18 protein-coding genes are annotated in these 19,572 nt (G+C 40.1%); 8 read left to right on the forward strand and 10 right to left on the reverse strand.

Annotated elements, in window-relative coordinates:
• Positions 1–197 precede the first annotated feature (197 nt).
• Positions 198–1,160: a TDT family transporter gene (locus tag L2737_RS00090; RefSeq protein WP_248954370.1), complete on the forward strand. Its 963-nt coding sequence runs from the start codon at positions 198–200 to the stop codon at positions 1,158–1,160.
• Between the two features lie 95 nt (positions 1,161–1,255).
• Here L2737_RS00090 and L2737_RS00095 read toward each other — a convergent pair whose 3' ends face one another.
• The 4 genes from L2737_RS00095 to L2737_RS00110 all read right to left on the reverse strand — a co-directional run bounded on the left by L2737_RS00095 (position 1,256) and on the right by L2737_RS00110 (position 5,654).
• Positions 1,256–3,496 (reverse strand): penicillin acylase family protein, encoded by a 2,241-nt coding sequence (locus L2737_RS00095; protein ID WP_346349181.1) that lies wholly within the window; start codon positions 3,494–3,496, stop codon positions 1,256–1,258.
• Between the two features lie 283 nt (positions 3,497–3,779).
• Positions 3,780–4,469 (reverse strand): YccT family protein, encoded by a 690-nt coding sequence (locus L2737_RS00100; RefSeq protein WP_248954372.1) that lies wholly within the window; start codon positions 4,467–4,469, stop codon positions 3,780–3,782.
• A gap of 171 nt (positions 4,470–4,640) precedes the next feature.
• On the reverse strand, positions 4,641–5,303 hold the full coding sequence (locus L2737_RS00105; protein WP_248954373.1) for a sulfotransferase family protein: 663 nt from the start codon (positions 5,301–5,303) through the stop codon (positions 4,641–4,643).
• Between the two features lie 72 nt (positions 5,304–5,375).
• Complete coding sequence (locus tag L2737_RS00110) at positions 5,376–5,654, reverse strand: peptidylprolyl isomerase (protein WP_102528118.1); 279 nt, start codon at positions 5,652–5,654, stop codon at positions 5,376–5,378.
• A gap of 232 nt (positions 5,655–5,886) precedes the next feature.
• Between L2737_RS00110 and L2737_RS00115 the strand changes: the two genes are divergently transcribed.
• Positions 5,887–6,513 carry a DsbA family protein gene (locus L2737_RS00115; protein ID WP_248954374.1) on the forward strand — a complete coding sequence of 209 codons (627 nt, stop codon included), beginning with the start codon at positions 5,887–5,889 and terminating at the stop codon, positions 6,511–6,513.
• Positions 6,514–6,749: 236 nt separating this feature from the next.
• On the opposite strand, the gene L2737_RS00120 is transcribed toward L2737_RS00115, so the two are convergent.
• Both L2737_RS00120 and L2737_RS00125 read right to left on the reverse strand, forming a co-directional pair.
• Positions 6,750–6,980: a cytochrome c3 family protein gene (locus tag L2737_RS00120; RefSeq protein ID WP_102528117.1), complete on the reverse strand. Its 231-nt coding sequence runs from the start codon at positions 6,978–6,980 to the stop codon at positions 6,750–6,752.
• 576 nt (positions 6,981–7,556) lie between these two features.
• A complete protein-coding gene (locus L2737_RS00125) occupies positions 7,557–8,123 on the reverse strand; it encodes an SOS response-associated peptidase (protein ID WP_248954375.1) in 567 nt (188 codons plus the stop codon).
• Between the two features lie 318 nt (positions 8,124–8,441).
• Between L2737_RS00125 and L2737_RS00130 the strand changes: the two genes are divergently transcribed.
• Both L2737_RS00130 and L2737_RS00135 read left to right on the forward strand, forming a co-directional pair.
• Positions 8,442–10,679, forward strand: coding sequence for an acyl-CoA dehydrogenase (locus L2737_RS00130; protein ID WP_248954376.1), 2,238 nt, complete (start codon positions 8,442–8,444; stop codon positions 10,677–10,679).
• 541 nt (positions 10,680–11,220) lie between these two features.
• Positions 11,221–11,790: a hypothetical protein gene (locus L2737_RS00135; protein WP_248954377.1), complete on the forward strand. Its 570-nt coding sequence runs from the start codon at positions 11,221–11,223 to the stop codon at positions 11,788–11,790.
• Between the two features lie 94 nt (positions 11,791–11,884).
• Here L2737_RS00135 and L2737_RS00140 read toward each other — a convergent pair whose 3' ends face one another.
• Complete coding sequence (locus L2737_RS00140) at positions 11,885–12,130, reverse strand: TM2 domain-containing protein (protein WP_248954378.1); 246 nt, start codon at positions 12,128–12,130, stop codon at positions 11,885–11,887.
• Between the two features lie 14 nt (positions 12,131–12,144).
• Positions 12,145–12,447: an NINE protein gene (locus L2737_RS00145; RefSeq protein ID WP_102528112.1), complete on the reverse strand. Its 303-nt coding sequence runs from the start codon at positions 12,445–12,447 to the stop codon at positions 12,145–12,147.
• 297 nt (positions 12,448–12,744) lie between these two features.
• On the opposite strand from L2737_RS00145, the gene L2737_RS00150 reads away from it, so the two are divergent.
• Positions 12,745–14,094, forward strand: a complete 1,350-nt coding sequence (locus tag L2737_RS00150; protein WP_248954379.1) for a metal-dependent hydrolase family protein — start codon at positions 12,745–12,747, stop codon at positions 14,092–14,094.
• Between the two features lie 84 nt (positions 14,095–14,178).
• Here the strand turns inward: L2737_RS00150 and L2737_RS00155 are convergent, their stop codons facing one another.
• Together L2737_RS00155 and L2737_RS00160 are read right to left on the reverse strand one after the other, a co-directional pair.
• Positions 14,179–15,510 carry a sensor histidine kinase gene (locus L2737_RS00155; RefSeq protein ID WP_248954380.1) on the reverse strand — a complete coding sequence of 444 codons (1,332 nt, stop codon included), beginning with the start codon at positions 15,508–15,510 and terminating at the stop codon, positions 14,179–14,181.
• Positions 15,511–15,512: 2 nt separating this feature from the next.
• Complete coding sequence (locus L2737_RS00160) at positions 15,513–16,187, reverse strand: response regulator transcription factor (RefSeq protein WP_248954381.1); 675 nt, start codon at positions 16,185–16,187, stop codon at positions 15,513–15,515.
• A 169-nt stretch (positions 16,188–16,356) separates the two neighbouring features.
• On the opposite strand from L2737_RS00160, the gene L2737_RS00165 reads away from it, so the two are divergent.
• The 3 genes from L2737_RS00165 to L2737_RS00175 are packed head-to-tail and all read left to right on the forward strand — an operon-like array spanning position 16,357 to position 19,522.
• The gene (locus tag L2737_RS00165; RefSeq protein WP_248954382.1) at positions 16,357–17,574 is read left to right on the forward strand and encodes a glycosyltransferase family 2 protein; all 1,218 of its coding nucleotides are present in this window, start codon (positions 16,357–16,359) and stop codon (positions 17,572–17,574) included.
• Complete coding sequence (locus L2737_RS00170) at positions 17,571–19,043, forward strand: ArnT family glycosyltransferase (RefSeq protein WP_248954383.1); 1,473 nt, start codon at positions 17,571–17,573, stop codon at positions 19,041–19,043. The genes L2737_RS00165 and L2737_RS00170 overlap by 4 nt, the downstream gene beginning before the upstream one ends.
• Positions 19,043–19,522, forward strand: a complete 480-nt coding sequence (locus L2737_RS00175) for a GtrA family protein (protein WP_248954384.1) — start codon at positions 19,043–19,045, stop codon at positions 19,520–19,522. The genes L2737_RS00170 and L2737_RS00175 overlap by 1 nt, the downstream gene beginning before the upstream one ends.
• The last annotated feature ends 50 nt before the right edge of the window (positions 19,523–19,572 follow it).

Raw genomic sequence — 19,572 nt, forward strand, 5'->3', positions numbered from 1 at the left:
GTTGGTATTGAGATTCGTACTGAGGGCCGTATTAGGTTAGTAATAACAAATACGTTCAATTTAAATTAACCCATGTTTTAAATTGTTGGATATATATAAACAAATAGCAAGCGTATTATGGCCTTAATTAAACAATTCCTCGCGGTTGATAGCGCAATATCAGGCTAAGCAATCGCAATAATTAGCTTGAGGTTATTATGATTCAGAAAGCAAAACTTAGGTTATTAATGGCGCCTACACCTATGGCAGGGCTGGCGTTAGGTATCGCAAGCCTAGGTTGGAGCTGGGAAAGTTTGGCCAATTTACATGGGGTAGGTCAATGGCTCAGTGCAGCGATAGCTAGCGTATTATTATTGGTACTGACGTTTAAATTTCTAATCCATTCTCATACCTTAAAGCAAGATTTAGCGCACCCTGTGGTGGGGAGTGTCATGCCCACTTTTGCGATGGCAACCATGGTGGTGTCTAACTCGTTAGGCCAATTTTCAGCTATCGCTGGCGATGCATTATGGCTCTTAGGTTTAGTGCTCCATATTGTGTTTTTAGTCAGCTTCTTATATCACCGCGCTAAGGATTTTGAATTACATCACATGGTACCAAGTTGGTTTGTACCACCTGTTGGGATTATCGTTGCTGACGTTTCATTTTCAGGTAACCCTCATTTAGCTTTTTTAGCGCATCTCGCATTAGTGTTTGGTATGTTTGCTTACGCGATTATGTTACCAATGATGATTTATCGTCTTATGTTTACCCATGAAATTCCAGATGCTGCTAAACCGACAGTGGCTATTCTTGCCGCACCAGCCAGTTTATCCTTGGCCGGTTACTTAACGGTGACTGCGGATCCTTCTCCAGTGATTATCGCGTTATTGTTCGGCATTGCAGTGTTAATGACCGCGATAATCTACCTGGCATTTTTTAAATTACTGCAATTACCATTTAGCCCTGGTTATGCCGCTTTCACGTTCCCTATGGTGATTGGTGCCACTGCATTATTTAAAATGGTGACCTGGATGGAAAGCATTGGCATGGCAGATGAGTATGTTCAACAAGTTAGGTTACTGGCAGGTGTAGAGTTAACTATAGCCACGGTGGTCGTTGCATATGTGGCTTTTCGATATGCTCATTTCTACCAAGGTGGGACAAAGGTTAGTGTTTAAAAAACGTTTAAGGCAGGTGTAGCAAAGCCAATCAAAATGAGTCATTGGCTTTGCTGTCATTTACTTTAGCGCTTGTTGGTTTAGCGCCACTTGCTTTAATGACTTTCCACGAAAGGGTTTATCACTAATTTATGTTCAATTTCAGTTGGTAATAAAGGCGTATGCTTTTGCTTGGCATATTGCTCATAACCATTGCGGTAATAGGGGGACAAGGGATGACCTGATTGACCGCCAGGTATCGACATAATGGCATCTTGCTCAGCCCCAGGTTGCACAATAAAGCGTTGTGAAGCGCCAAAAGATTTACCTTGTACAGCAGGCATAAAGCTATCACCAAAACCTTCAATTGTAGGCATATCTAGCCAACGACTTAATTGCGGCAATTGTTTCGAAAAGGGATGTTGAATGGTCAGTTGGTTGACCTTGCCCCAGCGTAAATCGGTTAGTTTTTTCTTTGGACTATGTTTTTTAAGTAAAGCTGCAGTGGAATCTTGATAAGCCGAGACAGCAAAGGATTGCCAATTAGCATGATTTTTAGGTAGCCATGTTGCTGGTTGCTGGTTCAATATTTGCCACATAGGTGTTTCTAAATAACGCTTGATAGCCGATAAGCCACTACTACGCTGTTTCAGCTCAGTTTCAATAGGGGCAAAGGTTTGATCGATTAACGCAGTTCTAAATTTTCTAACGAGGGTATAACCCACAGAGTCTGCACAGGCACACTCGCCCCAACTGGAAATGTGTTTAATATCTTCAGCAAATAACACAGGTTGCTCACTGAGCACCGAAAGTAAATATTGCTGCCAAGGCGCTAAAAATCGCGCTTCATTATCCAGTTGTAACTGATAAAAATCATCTTCAGTAAAGTTATTATTAGCCAGTAATTTGTCGCGGATTTGCGCGGCGCGAGCGCCAAGGGCATAACCGCCATCGCCATATCTTAATTGCGCTTCAGCGGATAAAACTCTTGAATTAGCAGTCCAGATACGATTATTGTCAGGATTAATCATTTCAGGCATTACCGCTTGTTGTTGCTGCCAATTATCTTGTTGATAACCATTAGTGGATTGGGCGGTATCGGAAGGATTATCACGTGCAGGAACTGCTCCTGCGATTTTCCAGCCGGCGTTCCCTTGAGCATCTGCTAACAGCATATTTTGCGCAGGAATGCCGATTTGTGTAGCCAACTCCGTTGCTTGCTCAACACTTTGTGCATTCTCTAAAGATAACAATGCCATGTTAACGGCATAATCTGTATGTCCGACCCAAGATAAGGCATAGTCGATACCGGCAACAGTTTTGACAGGGCCATATTTGGATACTTGAACGGTATAATTAACTTGGCCTTCGGGTAAATCAATGGGTTCGTACTCAAGTTCTATTTCAGTGTCTGAGCTGATCTCTATCCAATCTGCAGTATCGATATAACTGTTGGTAAAGCCCCAAGCTAACTTTCCGTTAGAGCCAACAACAATGGCGGGTGCGCCAGGCAGAGATACCCCTGTTATTTGCTTTATGTTATTTGATTTATCTGCATCTGAGCGATGAGTGTTAGGGTAGTTGAGTTGAGCGCGATACCAAATAATCGGCACAGCAAAAGATAAGTGCATGTCATCAGATAACATGGCGCGACCAGTACCTGTTAATTGGCTAGTCACTGCCCAGTTATTACTGCCCACTTCTACTGGCTCTTCAATATCTTGATCTATCGCGCTAATGAGAATTTGTTCTTCAAGTTGTGGAATACTGCCTTGGTAAAGCGCTATTTGGCTATTATCTAATGCTGCTTGATGATGACTAGGCTGGATTAAAAATGCGAGCATATCATTGCCAAAAGCTTGCTGTAATTGGGTTAATGCCATATCGCGTTTGATCGTGTTGCCTTGCAAATCTAGGTACATGCTGTAAATCACTAACAAACTGTCTGTTTCATGCCACTCACGGGGAGATGAATTTGTTAAAAGATATTCAAATGACAATACCGTTTGGTCGGCAAGCGCTTGGTTAACGCCTTTTGTGTATGCCGTTAAAGAGGCTTTATCTTGCTCTGGAAGTTGTTCAAAAATATGTTGGGCACGTTTTCTAAGTTGATGAAAACGGCGACTCTTATCTAGGTCTAATGCAGCTTTACCGAAGATTTCAGAAAGTTCGCCCGCTGAGTTTCTACGCAGTAAATCCATTTGAAAAAAGCGGTCTTGGCTATGGGCGTAGCCGATGGCGTAAGAGGCATCGATGCGACTATTAGCCGTTATAATTGCTGTACCTAAGGTATCACGCTCAATGGTGACAGGTGCTGAAATATCTTCACTGATAATAGTGTTGGATAGACTTGGCATACTCAGCCTTAACACGCAGTATACGGCTAAAATAATGGCTGAAGAAAACAAAAGCAGCGAGGCAAGTGTGTATTTGGTTATCTTGGATTGTAAAACCTTATTAAGGCTGACTGACATGTTTAATTACCCATTGGAGTGACCTGCCTATCATAACCAAGGTTATTGAAATGTTAAAAGTAGTTTTTGGAATTTTACAGATAAAAGCAAATAAAAATGAATCAGTTAGCTCTGCATCGCTGAGTTTGAGCTAACTGCACTTGTTTTGAGTTGGCTTAAATTAGGTTTATTGATTGATTTTGGCTTTAAATTTCGCCTTGGTGTCATCATTAGCTTTGTTATACCAGTAATCAAGCATTTCGCCGATTTCGGCTTGATCTTCAGCAATGGTTTTAGGTTTAACGGCAAGGTTTGGTGTGACAGGTTCAGCTGGATGATTGATAGGTGGAGCTGAGGCCGCCGTTGCGGCAATAGGTGCTACTGCTACCTGGGCGACAGGTGCGAAACGTGGCACTGAAGCAATGTGGCCAGCTTGATTGTAGGCAATCATTTCTTCTGGGTAATCACGACCAATTTGTAAGCCAGCTTTAATCAAAGCTTCACTTTGAAAAGCAACAGTACTTCCTTGCTTGTTGGTGAGAGTCATACTGGGGGTTTTATTGAACTTGTTGGCTGCGTTTTTATTGCGAATTGTTGGCAACGTTAACTCATATTGGTCATTCTGAGCATTAAACGTTAACACTACAGCATTGGAGTTAAATTGGGTTTGCATGCCATTATCGCGATAGTTGACCACATAATTAAATACAATTTGGTTTTCACCTTCAGTAAGCTTTATATCTCTATCACCGCTATAAACTTGGCCATTGAGCACTTTAACTTCGACACTTGTTGGGAGCTCTAACACGCTGGCAGCATATGCTAATGGAGTAAGGGTTAATAGTAATAGGCTAAAAAATAAGGATTTTGAGTTCATTTTATTCTCATTAGAGCTAAGGGCCGCTTCATAACACTGATTGCTGCGACTTTGATGTTTATGGGATTACCTGCATTCACGAACAGCCAAGTATGCAAGATTAAGTTATAGCAAACCTAACAAGAGTTACATAATGCAGAGGACTTGTTTTTAATTGATCAAGCCTTGTTGCTAACCCATTAAGCCTAACTTTTGATAATCAAAGAACTTACGGTGTTCAACACCTGCTAAATTGGTATTTACTTTGTTTGGGTGTTTATACTCGCCCCAGCTTGCCACATGGCTGCCGACATTTAATACAGGGAAATCTGTAGTGTTATTGTCAGCAATGACGTTGTCACTGACACCAATAAAGCGCAATAAAGTGTGTAAGCTATTTGGTTCATTAAGCTTAATCGTCAGTAAATCATCTCTGTCAGCAAAGTAACGGTATACAGCTTGCTGATGAGACAAATAACATTGCTTTAAGCGAGCCTCGTCCAGTAAGTCGTCGGCACTTAAGTCGCCGAAAGTCTGCTTAAAACACCGCTTCAAAATGGGGTGAAAGGTACCTGTTTTATCGGCCAGATTAGGCGCCATCTTTGTCAGCAGCATTTGAATTGAATTAATCCAAGGCTGTATAGGACGATCGATATAGATGAATTTGGCTCCAGGGAAAATCTTATCTAATTGCGGGTAATCACAAAAACAAGGCACATCAGAAACCACATCAGCCACTTCAAAGGCTTTTTTAGTTAGCCCAATATGTGCAACCTTAAAACCATGCTCTAACAAGGCGACACTGACGCTGGTGGTACCTGTTCTTGGAAGGCCGATAATAAAAACTTTATTCATAGAAGCTAGATACAGCCTTAAATTGGTGTGAGTGCTTAGATTCAACTATTTCTTTTAAATAATTTGTGCAATTTAAGTGCGGTATAAGACTTTAATCACATGCCAACCGAATTTAGTTTTAACAAGGTGTGGGGTGATGAGTTCACCTGTAAAACAAACTTTGTCGAACGGAGGCACCATTTGGCCTTTTTTGAACTCACCGAGGTTACCGCCACTTTTACCAGAAGGGCATGAAGAGTGCTTTTTGGCAAGTACGTCAAACTTAGCGCCTTTTTCTAGTTGCTTGATTAAATCTTCAGCTTGCTGTCTATGTTTAACTAAAATGTGCAATGCAGCCGCAGTTCTGGCCATGTTGATACTCTCCAATAATATAGCCGCTAATTATAACGTGAATCATAACTTGCAAGCCAGAGTGGCAGTCGGGGGCGATAATGATTTTTTGTGATTAATCTGAGTTTATATAGCTTACGTATTCGTTATAACAGCGTGATATGGGTTAATATGAAGGATGAATTTTTGCAAACTAGCACGTTAATATGCTCGTTTAAGAGCCCTAATTAAGCCCGCTGATTGAGAGAACCTGATGATGACAGCCTCCGCAAGATTGATTTATGTTTATGATCCTATGTGCAGTTGGTGTTGGGGCTATAAACCTACCTTACTTGCATTAAAAACCCAGTTAATCGAACTGTTCCCAACCCTTGCAATTGACTATAAAGTGGGTGGTTTAGCGCCTGATTCAGATATGCCGATGCCAGCAGAAATGCAGCAGTTTTTAGCTCAAACATGGCATAAAATTGCCCAGCAACTCGGTACGGAGTTTAATCATGCTTTTTGGCAAGAGTGTCAACCAAGGCGTTCAACTTATCCAGCTTGTCGAGCGTGTATAGTTGCTAGAGAATTTGCTCTTGAGTCAGAAATGATGCTTGCGATTCAACAGGCTTATTACTTACAGGCAAAGAACCCATCAGATCTTGATACGCTTATTGAAGCAGCAGAAAGTGTAGGTATTGATAAAACGGTTTTTGTTGAACGTTTATCGTCAGCAGAAATAGCACAAGCATTTATGAAAGAATTGGATTTTGTGCATCAATTACCGATTAGAGGTTTTCCATCATTGGTATTGCAAGTGAATGGACAAAATATCGGGTTACCCTTGGATTACCATGATCCCCAAACGACGATAGATGCGATAACTAAGGCCTTATAATGAATAAAAAGATTAGCTAACTCAAGAATACCAACTGTGTTGGTCTTTATATGGACTTTAGGGTATTAACAAATTACAGATATAAAAAAACCAGCTGAGCGATCAACTGGTTTTTATTCTCTTTCAGAGAGGTTAACGCTTGATTTAGTGAACTAGCTTGGCCAAATCTGGTAAATGGTCAATCTGCATTAAGCAGTGCTTAAATCAAGGTTAAAGGACTTAAATACCCAAGGGTATTAGTCTACACCGTGACAATCAGCACATTCAGTGATTGTTAAATCTGGTGTATGTAGATCAGCATCTAATTCGTGCGCATCAGCAAAGCTGTGACAATCATTACACGTTTCGATGTTTGCTTCCATTTCAGCATGTTCTTCAACATTGATTGCTTCATGACAATCAACACAATCTACAGCAAAAGCAGAACTTGCAAACATAAGTGCAGCAATCATAGCTAAATATTTCATAGTAACTCCATCATCAGTTAAGGGGCGTTATCGCCCATGCTAGGTGTTAAACCTGAGCAATTCGCGCTGACTCAATGACCGCATCTCTTAATGCAAATAAATCCGTTACTTTATAACTAAGGACACTGAATATTGGTTAGCACATTTTAATTTAGTATTCGTAATGTAATGTTAAGCAGAAGAGTGAGCTCTTAAACTTAAATTACTTTACCTACGATACCATCTTATTGATTTATGTTAATTAAAACTTAAAAGAGCGCTTAAAGCCACTTTTTTACATCTTCTAGCATAGTTAATTTTCAAGGTTGTGATCTGCTTAATAAAATTCTCAAACTTTAAAATGTGTTTTGAGGCTTGTATCTAAGCATCAATTATCAGTTTATGTGCAGTATATTGTCACTAAGATGAACCCAAGATGAACGAATTGTTATTGTTGAAATTACAGACAATGAAATTACAGGCTTAGAAATTCCAGACTTTTGAATTTACGGGCTTTTGAATTTACAGGCATGAAATCACAGACATTGAAACTCTTGGTTATGAAATCCATAACCACTATATAGTTGACGCAGGAGTTCATGCTGCTGACACTTTGATCCACTCGTTTGGTAATGGCTGCATCAAATCGCTGACTTGCTCTGGGGTATTGTTGAGCCAACTGCTAATGGCTGTTGAGGGGATAAATAGCGGCATGCGGTGATGATATTGGGCGCACTTATCATTAGGTTTAATGGTTAAAGTGACTAATTGTTGGAGATCTGGATAAATGACACCAGCCATGAATAAAGGTTTATTAGCCGCATGGGAAAAGCGGTACTTTTGCTTTTTCGCTTGGCCTTCATCGCGCCATTCAAACCAGCCACTACATGGGATCAGGCATCGATGTTGATTAAAAGCCTCGGCAAATGTGGGTTTGTCTGCGACAGTTTCAGCTTGGGCATTAATGATGAGTTTTTTGGACCATTCAGGTTGTATCCCCCAACTTTGCTGAGTAGCAATAAGCTCACCATTTGTAGAACTCAGCACTGTAACTGGATCTGTCGGCCTTAAATCAAGATTTGTTTGAATACTCAATGGCTGGTCAAATAGTGGATCGAGTAGTCCTTTCATGCCATCAAGTAAGACCTCCAATCTGCCACACATAATTTGTCTCTTCCAATTAAGTTATTGAACAATATTGTCCCGTTAACGTTAGCATTATAAAACTATTTTTTGAGATTGTTTTCATAAAAAAGTCTCGTTAATTGGTCAATTTTTATAAAAATTCAAACGAGCGTATAAATTTTTAAATTATTTTTATCTTCAGCGTACACGTGTAAGTTCATGAATTGGCAATAATTATTTTTAACGATGGCTTTGTTACTGTAAATATTAGCTTTATTTGCCAATTAGAATATTTGATCTAATTTAATTTTTGTGACGTAATGCACACTATTATTCTGGTCTGATGAGTGTAGAACTATGAGCATAAGAACAACATTTAAGAAAGTATTGCCGAGTATTTCAACGACTGAACAAGAAGCATTAGATGCAGGCGATGTTTGGTTAGAAGGCTCAATTTATCAAGGTATTCCTGATTTTGCTGCATTACGTGATATTCCCAATGCAACCTTATCGCTTGATGAGCAAGCTTTCTTAGATGGCCCTGTGCAGACATTGATTGAAATGGTCGATGATTTTGATATTCAAAATGGTAAGCACTTGCCAGACGATGTACTGACTTTTCTAAAAGAGAATAAGTTTTTCTCGCTGATTATTCCAAAGTCTTACGGTGGATTAGAGTTTAGTCCTTATGCTAACTCAACCATCGTTGCGACTATTGCTGCTAAAAGTTCTGCAGTGGCAGTTACTGTAATGGTGCCTAACTCGCTAGGTCCTGGCGAATTGTTAATGCATTACGGTTTAGAGAACCAACGTAACTTCTGGTTACCTCGTTTAGCTAACGGTTTAGAAATTCCATGTTTTGCACTGACTAGCCCAGAAGCTGGTAGTGATGCTGGTGGTATTCCTGATATCGGTACCGTCACTATGGGAGAATACGAAGGTAAAGAAGTGCTTGGCCTTTCAGTGACATGGGACAAACGTTATATCACTCTAGCGCCTATTGCGACGGTACTTGGGCTTGCATTTAAAGTCGAAGATCCACAAGGCTTGTTGGGCGGAAAAGAGCAACTGGGTATTACTTGTGCGCTTATTCCAAAATCACATCCTGGTGTACAACTTGGTAACCGTCATGATCCTATGGGCTGTCGTTTCTATAACGGTACGACTCGTGGTGAAAACGTGTTTATCCCTATGGACTTCATCATTGGCGGTCAAGAGAAAATTGGCCGCGGCTGGCAGATGCTGGTTAGCTGTTTAGGTGCAGGCCGTGGTATTTCATTACCTGCATTAGGTGTATCAGTCAGTCAGTGTTCATTTAAGTCTTCTGCGGAATATGCAGCAGTGCGTGAGCAGTTTGGTTTATCAATTGGTAAGTTTGAAGGTATTCAGGAGAAGCTGGCTGATATCGCAGGTAAAACTTACCTACAAGAAGCCATGCGCGTATTGACTACTGAAGGCTTAGGTCTTGGCTTAAAGCCATCAGTGGTAACGGCGATTGCCAAATACCATATGACAGAGTTAGGTCGTGATATTCTTGATTCAGCTATGGATATTCAAGCGGGTAAAGCGATTCAGCGCGGTCCACAAAATACCTTAGCGTCAGGTTATGTGGCTCAGCCAATTGCGATTACAGTTGAAGGTGCCAACATCCTTACCCGTAACCTAATGATATTTGGTCAAGGTGTGATGCGTTGTCATCCACATTTACAAAGCATGGTTGAGTCTATTCATAGTGACGCCAGTGATGCTGATAAAACCTTTAATCGTATCTTTAGACAAACAATTGGTTACAGTGTTGGTAATAGCTTGCGTGCATTTAAATTGGGTCTTTTACCCTTTACCGCACCTGCGCAATCATCATTACCTGAAGTCATAGGTTACGAAAAATCTGTACATAAATTGGCATCAAAATTAGCCGTTTATGCTGATTTCTCACTACTTGTACTAGGCGGAAAACTAAAGCAAGCAGAAATGCTGTCAGCTCGTTTAGGTGACGTAATGAGCTACCTATATGCAGCAATGGCATCGATTCGTTTTTACGAGCAGAAAGTGTCAGCTGGTGAGCGTAGCCAAGCAAAACCGTATTTTGAGTACGCGACTCGTTGGTCTTTATGTAAAGCTGAAGAAGCCATATTGGCATTTTTAGAGAACTTCCCGTCTAAGCCTACGCGTCAGTTTATGCGTTTAATCACCATGACTTACTCAGGTAAAATGGTAAAAGTGAATGATGATTTGGTGCGTGAATTAGCAGAGCAAGCTCAGCTTGATACTGCATTTAAAAAGCAATTAACACACTTGATTAAACCGGTTGCTGGTGATGGAAATTACATTAATGAGCAAGCTTATCTCGCTAAAATGGCTTGTTTACCACTGTTGTCAAAAGTGAAAAAATCACTTAAACAGCGAGTATTTAAAGCAGGTGTTCGCTTCTCAATTACGCTTGATAATGCACTTCAAGCTAATGTCATTACAGTGGATGAGCACAAGCAATTACAAGACTATAATCTAAAACGTGAGCGAGCGATTCGAGTTGATGAGTTTGATTTTGATTTGAATCTAATCTCAGACAAAGCAAACTTAAAAATCGCTAACTAAAGATAAATTTAAGTCTCTTACTGTTTAAGACGCTTACTGTTTAAGTAAACCAATTTAAAAGGCCGCTATTAAGCGGCCTTTTTGTATTTAAAAAGAAATGGAAATAACAAAACAATAATTAGTTCGAATTTTAAGCAGATCACAGATTGAACAAAATTTTACCTTATAGGTATTTCATTAGGTGAAAATTTGAGCTTGGCAGCATTTTTCTTAGCTTAGTTTGGTAAATAATAAAGTACTTATTACTAGGGCCTGTTGAACTTTCAAGGTTGTTTTTGCAGCGAATTGTTGGTCATTTATACAAGGCAGAGACTTTGTGGTGTAGTTATTCTACATAAAAAGTCGATAACGCAGTAAAAATGACCAACAAACGCTGCCCGAAGGGGTCGACTAAAAGCGTTTTACTCTTTGTTGAATGCATCTTTGTAAATAAAAGGTGCTTAGATGACTAGGCATCAATTCATCCGCCTTGATTAAAACGCTTTTATTTCGAACAAAACTTAACCGGCAAAGATCAACAGGCCCTGAGCTAGGAGGCAAAATGGCACGATTATCTTTGATGACAAACGTAATTGTGATGTGTTTACTTCCTGGGTTTTCACACGCTGCAGATATCATTATTGGTGGAACTGTGGGTTATCAAACTCACAGTACTTCATCTTATTCAGGTTTATCTAGCAGTGAAGAACGGGGGATTAATTATCAAATAAGAAATAGTGTCGACATTGGTGATGCGAGTCGCTTATACGGAACGTATTCTTTTAACTCTGATGACATGACGTATCATGAAGGTGTGCTTATTTCTTATGATAAATTATTTTTTCTAGAGCCATCGAATCAAGTGAGTTGGTTTATTGGTGCATCAGTAGGGCTAAGCGGTCATGAGTTTCAAATGACGGATATAGACCAAACTTACTATGATTCAAGTAGTTGCTATGTATTTGGCGCTCAGACAGGATTAATGTTTGATTTTGGTAATGCATTTACATCTGAATTGGGATTTCGCTATTTGAAGCATAATGATACTTCTTCAGTTCAAAACCTAGGGGCGGTTTCTCAGTCTGTAAATGATGCGGAGCAAGTGTATTGGGGAGTCGATTTGAGCTTTTGAGAAGGATTAAAAGTATCAATGTATCTTAAGAAATATAAAAGGCTGCCACGAATATGTCGGACAGCCTAATAATAGTAATGTGATTTATTAGCAATTAAGATGCTTTAATCGCGTTACCTTCAGAATCTTTAAAACTACCGACTGCAATCATGATGAAGTCGATTAATGTCCAAATACCTAAACCACCTAAAGTAAGTAGCATTAAGATACCAGTACCGATTTTACCTGTGTAAAAGCGGTGTACACCTAAAGAGCCCAAAAAGAAGCATAAAAGTAGTGTTGGTACGAAACCTTTTTCGCTTATTTGAACAGGTGTTTCTGCTGTTTGAACTTCTGACATAATAAATCCTTTAATTATATTTTTTGTCCTGGATAGGTAATTAATTTACCTTTCCCGTCTCTGTAGCTTCCAACAAGAAGCATAAATGTCACTACAACAGTGTGTATAACATCAATAAGAATAAGACCTGCACCGATGAGGGTGAGCGTAACATCTCCAAACTGTATTAGGATAATGCCAACAATGGCTAACGTTAAATCGAAAAAACCATGTAAAACTCTGCCACAATAAAAATGGTGAATTCCTAAAACGCCAAAAATACCCGATAAAATAACCGCAGTAGCGTATTTTTTATCAGACTTGACTGATTCAGTCACTTTCAACCTCCTTGATGAAAATCTTAAATCTTTTATATAGCAAAGAGTTAGCTTAATCAATTACAAATGTTAAATTTAACTTAAGAATGTGTCTCAGATCTTATCGTTAAGGTGCTCGAGTGTGGCTTTTCAGCGAGTATTGAAATTGAGATTTGTACATTGAATATGAAATTTATTTTTATATTCAATGTTTTAATGGTTAGGTAAATGAAAGGGTTATTGTAATTGTTGTTTTAATTAGGCATGTTAAGACTTGGTTAAAAATGACAGCTTTGGCAATGGGCATAAGGGAATCAAATGTTGACAAGAACACTACACGATACGAGACATGACAGTTTAACAAAGCGCCTAGGCTATTCATCAATAGCGATACTAGTTTGCGCAATATCTCCCTTTGTAAACGCAGCTGATTATAAGGTTATTCATGCCGGTGAGCTGTTAACCGTTGCCAGTAAAAAACCATTGCAGCAATACTCATTGATCATTAGAGATGACAAAATTACTGAAGTAAAAAAGGGCTATGTCACTTTATCAAAAGATAAGGTAATAGCGACTGATACCGTTGAATATATAGATTTAAAAGACAGTTTTGTCATGTCAGGCTTGATGGATATGCATGTGCATTTACAAGGTGAAATAGGGCCTAAAAATGACAGTGAAGCGCTCCGGATGTCAGATGCCGATGTGGCAATGAGAAGTGCATATTTTGCAAATAAGACCTTACAGGCAGGCTTTACTACAGTACGTGATTTAGGCGCCAAACCAGAACAAATTTATGCACTGCGTGACGCAATCAATAAGGGCTGGTTGCCTGGTCCAAGAATTGTTGCATCAGGCGGTGTGTCGGTCACAGGTGGTCATGGAGATGTGGACGGTAAAAGCCCAGATTTATTGGATATGCTGACCTCTAAAACCATTTGTGATGGCCCTTTTGATTGTCGCCGCGCGACTCGCCGTGCAATTAAATATGGTGCAGATGTCATTAAAATAACCTCAACAGGTGGGGTGTTGTCTGATACCAATACTGGTACAGGTCAGCAAATGGCCAATGATGAATTAAAAGAAGTGATTGATGCCGCTCACGCATTAGGTCGCAAGGTTGCCAGTCATGCCCATGCTGCTGAAGGTATTAATGCTGCTCTACGGGCGGGTGTTGATAGCATTGAACACGGCAGTTATGCCAATAAAGAGTCAATTAAATTATTTAAAAAGTCTGGAGCTTATTTAGTTCCGACTTTATTGGCTGGTGATACTGTAGTGCAAATGGCGAACTCGAAAGGCAACTTTATGTCTGATGCGATTAAAGCGAAAGCGATTCGTGTGGGTAATGACATGCAAAATAACTTCGGCAATGCGTATAAAAAAGGCGTAAAGATTGCTTTTGGAACTGACAGTGGTGTGTCTCGTCATGGTGATAGCGCTAAAGAAGCGGTACTGATGTCTCAAGCAGGTATGTCGAACAAAGATATTTTAATTTCTGCCACCATTAATGGCGCTGACTTAGTGGGGATGTCAGAATCAATCGGCACCTTAGAGCAAGGTAAACAAGCTGATGTTATCGCGATGAAAGTGAGTCCATTAACCCAAATCGATGCATTACTTAATGTGCAGTTTGTGATGAAGTCTGGCGACATTCATAAACAATAAATCAGTGTAGATGACGTAGAGGTAATGCTGACTTAACCCTAAGTCAGCATTAACTCTAACTCTCATTCTCAATTACACTCTCACTTACACTGCCAGCTTCGGTAAGACTAACGTTGCGATACAACCCCTAGGTTGGTTTGAAGCAAGTGTAAACTGCCAATTGTAGCGCTGGCATAAAGTATCGATTATTGTCAGCCCTAGTCCGTGGCCTCCAGAATCACTTCTTTGATGACCTTTTTCACTATCCGATAAGCCTTGGCCATTATCTTCAATAATAATTTCTTTATCGAAGACAGCAATGTTAATCCAACTTTTTTCTCCCTCTGGTAACTGCTCGCAACGGGCATTTATCGCATTGTTGACTAAATTGGTTAACAGCATCTTTATTACCGCTGAATTTGGCTGAACAGTAGGCGAACTGTGCCACTCAACAGAGATTTTAATGGCTAATTTTTTTGCCTGATTGACGGTGGTTTCAAGTGTTTGAGTAAACTCTTGTTCTGTTAATAGTCGCGGCGAGTTTTCATGGGAAGACTTTTCTTGTTTAACAATATTCAATAAAGCTTCTACGGTATTCTGCATATCTTGAGCCGCACGGGTAATACGTTCCCGCTGTCGAAGTTGAAAGTCTTCATCAGGTTTTTGAGCAAGTAATTTGGCCGAACCTAGAACAATACTAAGAGGGGTTCGTAGCTCATGACTGGCATACCTTGCAAAAGCTTGTTCTTGTTTTATTAAAGTTTCATTTTGCTGACGGTAACGATTGAGACTGTCAGTCAAAATACCAAACTCTTTGGCAGCACTTTGACTGACACTGAAAGCTTCAGGAGTAATGCTATTACCTAACTGCAGGCTCAATTGGTTGATGGGCTCAATGAGTCGTTTAAACAATTTTATGATCGCGTAACTAAATAGCAGTATTAACCCAATAGTAAAACCAATAACAAAGGTATTGATACCTGTCCATTGGGCGCTGCTGAGCTCAATGTTTTCAGCAGGCATAGTGATATAAAGCTGGGACATTTGGCCATTTAATACAAACTCAGAACGGTATAAAAATAACTCTGAAAGGTCATCATTAATTTCACCATTAAAGCCCAACGGATAATTTTGCAACTCCCCGTAGTGAGAAGGAATAAAGTCGCTGCTGTAAAAAGCAGTAATATTGGGCGGTAATACTAAAGGCTCTGGGACGCCTTTTTGAAATTGTTTAATAACGAAAGGAGCACTGTCACGTAAATTATTAAGACTGACCTCATCTTCAACCCACTGCAGCATATATATCATCATCAGGTAAATCATCCCAGATGCTAACAGACCGATTAATACAAAATAGACTGACAGACGACCAACAAAAGATTGAGTTGAACTATTACTAGTGGTTGCATGGGCACTTGATATGCTTCTTGAATTCAAGGTCATTCTCCTTGGCTTAACCGTAAACCGACTTTGGGTACGGTCATTAGCATGGGCTGCTCAAATGGTTTATCGAGTTGATTTCTTAATTGATAAACATGACTTCGTAAAATGTCATTTCCCGGTGGGTGCTGTCCCCAGATTTCATCGATAAGCTGCTCGCGAGTCACGACATTAGGGGCATTTTTGATGAGTAATAATAAAATTTGGTACGTCGTTGGCGTTAACGCCAATTTCATGCCTCGGCGCTTAACCTGATGCTGGGCAATGTTGAGTTCAAGCTCACCAAACCTAAGCGTTGCTTGAGCCACTTTACCTCTATGTCTTTTAATCAATGCTTTTATGCGTACATCAAGTTCATCTAAATCGAAAGGTTTACCCAAGTAATCATCAGCGCCGCTATCAAAGCCGGTCATGAGGTCAGTTTTATTATCCAGTGCAGTAAGCATAAGTACTGGCGTCGTGCAGCCTTGCTCTCGCAGCGAACGACATAAGGTTAGTCCATCCATTTTAGGGAGCATTAAATCTAAAATGATGGCGTCAAAATCATCCTCAAGTGCGAGACTGAGCCCAAGTTCACCATTAGTCGCGTAATCAAGGTCAGCATCTTGAGCTTCAAAAAAATCGCCTAAAATACCTGCGACATCGTGGTTGTCTTCAATGATAAGTAGTTTCATTGGCGGCTAAGTTCCTGCTTGAGCTTGTCTATCATGAGTGGCACTGGCAATAAAGAGTGAATAAATCAGCGCTATTGTTACAAATTTTTTGTCGAAAAAATGTCAATGACATTTTTTACACTATCACTACTTCAAGATGTTGGCATATTTTGTTCTGTAGGAATAGCGCATGCATCATTCAAATTATGATAAAAACCCATCTGAAATCTGTGTTTCGATCATCATTCCCATGTTTAACGAGTCAAAAAGTCTTGATGTATTGATGACACGCCTTAATAGCGTGCTATCACAAATAAACGACCGCTGTGAATTAGTCTTTATTGATGATGGCAGCACTGATGAGACATGGGCATTACTTCAACAACTGCGCTTAAGTGATTGTGAACATCAATGTATAAAACTAAGCCGTAACTTTGGCAAGGAAGCTGCGATGTCAGCGGGGCTTGCACAGGCAAGAGGACTCGCTATCATTTTGCTGGATGCAGATTTACAAGACCCACCAGAGCTTATTCCTCAAATGCTGCAAGCATGGCGAGCTGGCTATGAAGTTGTCAATATGCGCCGTAAAAAGCGCTTGGGTGAAACTTGGTTTAAACGCTTTTCAGCAGCTTGTTTTTACCGCTTAATGAATTGGATGTCTGACTCTCCTGTGCCGGAGAATGTAGGCGACTTTAGGTTGCTGAGTAGGCAGGTTATTGATCATATCAATGCCATGCCTGAACGTAACCGATTTATGAAAGGCATTTTAAGTTGGCCAGGGTTTACCCAAACTACCATAGAGTTTGATCGCGACCCTCGTAGTGTCGGTGAAACAAAGTGGAATTACGGCAAATTAGTGGGGTTAGCGATGGATGGGATCACTTCATTTAGCTTTAAGCCGCTTAGATTAGCTACTTGGTTTGGTGTGACTATTGGGCTGAGCTCTTTAGTTTATGGTGCTTGGATCGTACTAAAAACTTTAGTCTATGGTGAAGCCGTTGCAGGGTATGCTTCAATGATGGCAGTTCAGTTATTTTTAGCAGGCATTCAGTTATTAGCACTGGGGTTAATTGGAGAATACTTAGGTCGAGTATTTATGGAAGTGAAGCAGCGCCCAGTGTTTATTGTTGAGGATGTCTATCATCAGCAGAGTATTCCCCATACTGTTTTTCCATTTCAGCATGCTTGCGTAAATAGTAAGTTAAACAAACCGGGTAATCAGTTTGCTTTGCAAACGCCTAAAAAAGGGAATTTAGTAAAGTCTAGGTTAGCACCTACATCTAAATTGGCTGAGAGCAAAAGACAAAACACACAAGGTTTCCAAGATATTGTTCTAAGCAGACAACAGCAATTTGTACAGCCTAAAAGTTTTAATCAATATCAGTTTAACTTGGAAAATGTCAAATGAAGTCAAAGTTGTTAGCCCTACAATATTACCCCAAGATCGCAGTGGTGCTGGTTGCTGCATTATTGATCCGTTTATTGTCATTGGCATTATATCCATTGATGGATACCACTGAAGCACGTTATGGGGAAATGGCTAGATTAATGTCTGAAACGGGCAATTGGTTAACCCCACAATTTGACTATGGTGTGCCTTTTTGGGGCAAGCCTCCTTTACAAAATTGGTTGAGTGCCAGCTTTATAGAATTGTTTAGTAACAATGAATTTTTTCTAAGGTTACCGCATTTTTTAGTTGGACTAGTTGTTTTATTGCTGGTGGTAAAGCTGGCAAAAACATTCGCGATTAATGGTTTCAAAGTAGCGACTATGTTAACCACAACTGTGGCATTTTACGTTTGTATGGGAACAGTGATGACCGATATGGGATTATTACTGGGACTAACGCTAGCATTTGTCAGTTTTTACTTGGCTTGGCAAGGTCAGTATTTGTGGGGCTATATGGGCTTTATTGGATTGGCCATTGGTTTGATGGCCAAAGGGCCGGTTGCTATCGCCATTTTTGGTATCGCCACTTTTTTGTGGCTGTTGTGGACCCTTGGTCCAATTAAGATGTGGGCTCAATTATGGCTGCGAATTCCATTGTTCACAGGGCTATTGTTATTGCTCGCATTGACCATGCCTTGGTATGTGATGGCGGAACAAGCAACTCCAGGATTTATTCAATACTTTATTGTTGGCGAGCATTGGTCTCGATTCGTGGACAGTGGGTGGAAAGGAGACTTATACGGCAGCGCACATGATGAAGTCCGCGGTACCATTTGGATTTACTTTGTAGCTGCTTGTGTGCCTTGGTCGTTATTTATACCTCGCGGTTTATATCGACTCTACCAGAAGGCGAATGTGTTAATTGAACAAAAGGCTAGACAAGAAACTGGGCATGAAGCTAGTCAAGCAACTGAAGAGTATCAGCAAAAAGGTTTTGATGACTTTACTAAGTTTTTACTGTGTTGGATGGCAGCACCACTGATTTTATTTACCTTTGCAGGCAATATTTTACCTGCGTATGTTTTACCTGCTACACCAGCACTGGCTTTGCTTATTGCTTATGCCTGGCGTAATCAACAGATTAGCCAATTTGTGATGATTTCTAGCAGTATTCCATTGTTATTAATTACGGCGCTAGTGGTACTTAATTCTGGTGTGAGCAAAGAGAAAAGTGATAAGTGGCTGTTGAATCAAAGAGTATTTGATTTACCCGTATATTACTGGTTCAAACAACCATTCTCTTCGCGCTATTACAGTGAGGGCAAAGCGGTAGTCGTGAATGATGAAGAGCAACTACAGCAGTTAAATCTACGTCCTTATTACATTGTTGTGAGCAAACAGCAACTAAAAGAACAAGATGTCTTAGAAAGTTGTTTGCTTGAATCTGAAACGCGCAAAAAAGTACTCATGTTATGTGGTGAGCATTAATGACTGGCTTATCCATATCAGCAGTAAAAATGAATCCTCTGGTTTCATTTTTACTGGTGGGTGGTGGAAGCTTCATTGTTGATTTATCTATTTATTTAAGCTTGATTGAACTTGCTGCTTGGCAGCCTTTTGTAGCCAGAACTTTAGCATTTATGGTTGGGCTAGGGTTAACTTGGTTTGGGAATCGAAAATTTACATTTAGCGAAAGAAGTCAACTAAGCACTCTTAAGCAATGTCGCTGGGTCATTACGATTGCAGCAATATCAGCGCTGGCAAACCTGGGGGCTTTTCATCTGATGCGTTTGCATTTACTGGCGTCAACTTTAACGTTAGAGGATCTAGAGCTTGTAATATTTACATCGAATACTCTAACTGGCATACAAGTTGAAATCATTAGTTTTGCAGTGGGAGTCTTAGTGGGGCTGATAGTGAATTGGCTTGGCTCTAATCACTTTACCTTTAAAAACCAACCAGCCTAACATTGTCATTCATTGAGTCTTAATAACTCTGTTAGGCTTGGTTATCTAAA

It is taken from the genome of Shewanella electrodiphila, from assembly GCF_023283985.1.
In the GTDB taxonomy this organism is placed as follows: domain Bacteria; phylum Pseudomonadota; class Gammaproteobacteria; order Enterobacterales; family Shewanellaceae; genus Shewanella; species Shewanella electrodiphila.

What these genes read in the sequence shown, in the direction of transcription:
- L2737_RS00165 (WP_248954382.1), top strand. Translation starts at nt 16,357, where the DNA reads ATGCATCATTCAAATTATGATAAAAACCCATCTGAAATCTGTGTTTCG.
- L2737_RS00170 (WP_248954383.1), top strand. Translation starts at nt 17,571, where the DNA reads ATGAAGTCAAAGTTGTTAGCCCTACAATATTACCCCAAGATCGCAGTG.
- L2737_RS00135 (WP_248954377.1), top strand. Translation starts at nt 11,221, where the DNA reads ATGGCACGATTATCTTTGATGACAAACGTAATTGTGATGTGTTTACTT.
- L2737_RS00105 (WP_248954373.1), bottom strand. Translation starts at nt 5,303, where the DNA reads ATGAATAAAGTTTTTATTATCGGCCTTCCAAGAACAGGTACCACCAGC.
- L2737_RS00095 (WP_346349181.1), bottom strand. Translation starts at nt 3,496, where the DNA reads ATGCCAAGTCTATCCAACACTATTATCAGTGAAGATATTTCAGCACCT.
- L2737_RS00150 (WP_248954379.1), top strand. Translation starts at nt 12,745, where the DNA reads ATGTTGACAAGAACACTACACGATACGAGACATGACAGTTTAACAAAG.
- L2737_RS00140 (WP_248954378.1), bottom strand. Translation starts at nt 12,130, where the DNA reads ATGTCAGAAGTTCAAACAGCAGAAACACCTGTTCAAATAAGCGAAAAA.
- L2737_RS00090 (WP_248954370.1), top strand. Translation starts at nt 198, where the DNA reads ATGATTCAGAAAGCAAAACTTAGGTTATTAATGGCGCCTACACCTATG.
- L2737_RS00130 (WP_248954376.1), top strand. Translation starts at nt 8,442, where the DNA reads ATGAGCATAAGAACAACATTTAAGAAAGTATTGCCGAGTATTTCAACG.
- L2737_RS00125 (WP_248954375.1), bottom strand. Translation starts at nt 8,123, where the DNA reads ATGTGTGGCAGATTGGAGGTCTTACTTGATGGCATGAAAGGACTACTC.
- L2737_RS00160 (WP_248954381.1), bottom strand. Translation starts at nt 16,187, where the DNA reads ATGAAACTACTTATCATTGAAGACAACCACGATGTCGCAGGTATTTTA.
- L2737_RS00110 (WP_102528118.1), bottom strand. Translation starts at nt 5,654, where the DNA reads ATGGCCAGAACTGCGGCTGCATTGCACATTTTAGTTAAACATAGACAG.
- L2737_RS00175 (WP_248954384.1), top strand. Translation starts at nt 19,043, where the DNA reads ATGACTGGCTTATCCATATCAGCAGTAAAAATGAATCCTCTGGTTTCA.
- L2737_RS00100 (WP_248954372.1), bottom strand. Translation starts at nt 4,469, where the DNA reads ATGAACTCAAAATCCTTATTTTTTAGCCTATTACTATTAACCCTTACT.
- L2737_RS00120 (WP_102528117.1), bottom strand. Translation starts at nt 6,980, where the DNA reads ATGAAATATTTAGCTATGATTGCTGCACTTATGTTTGCAAGTTCTGCT.
- L2737_RS00115 (WP_248954374.1), top strand. Translation starts at nt 5,887, where the DNA reads ATGATGACAGCCTCCGCAAGATTGATTTATGTTTATGATCCTATGTGC.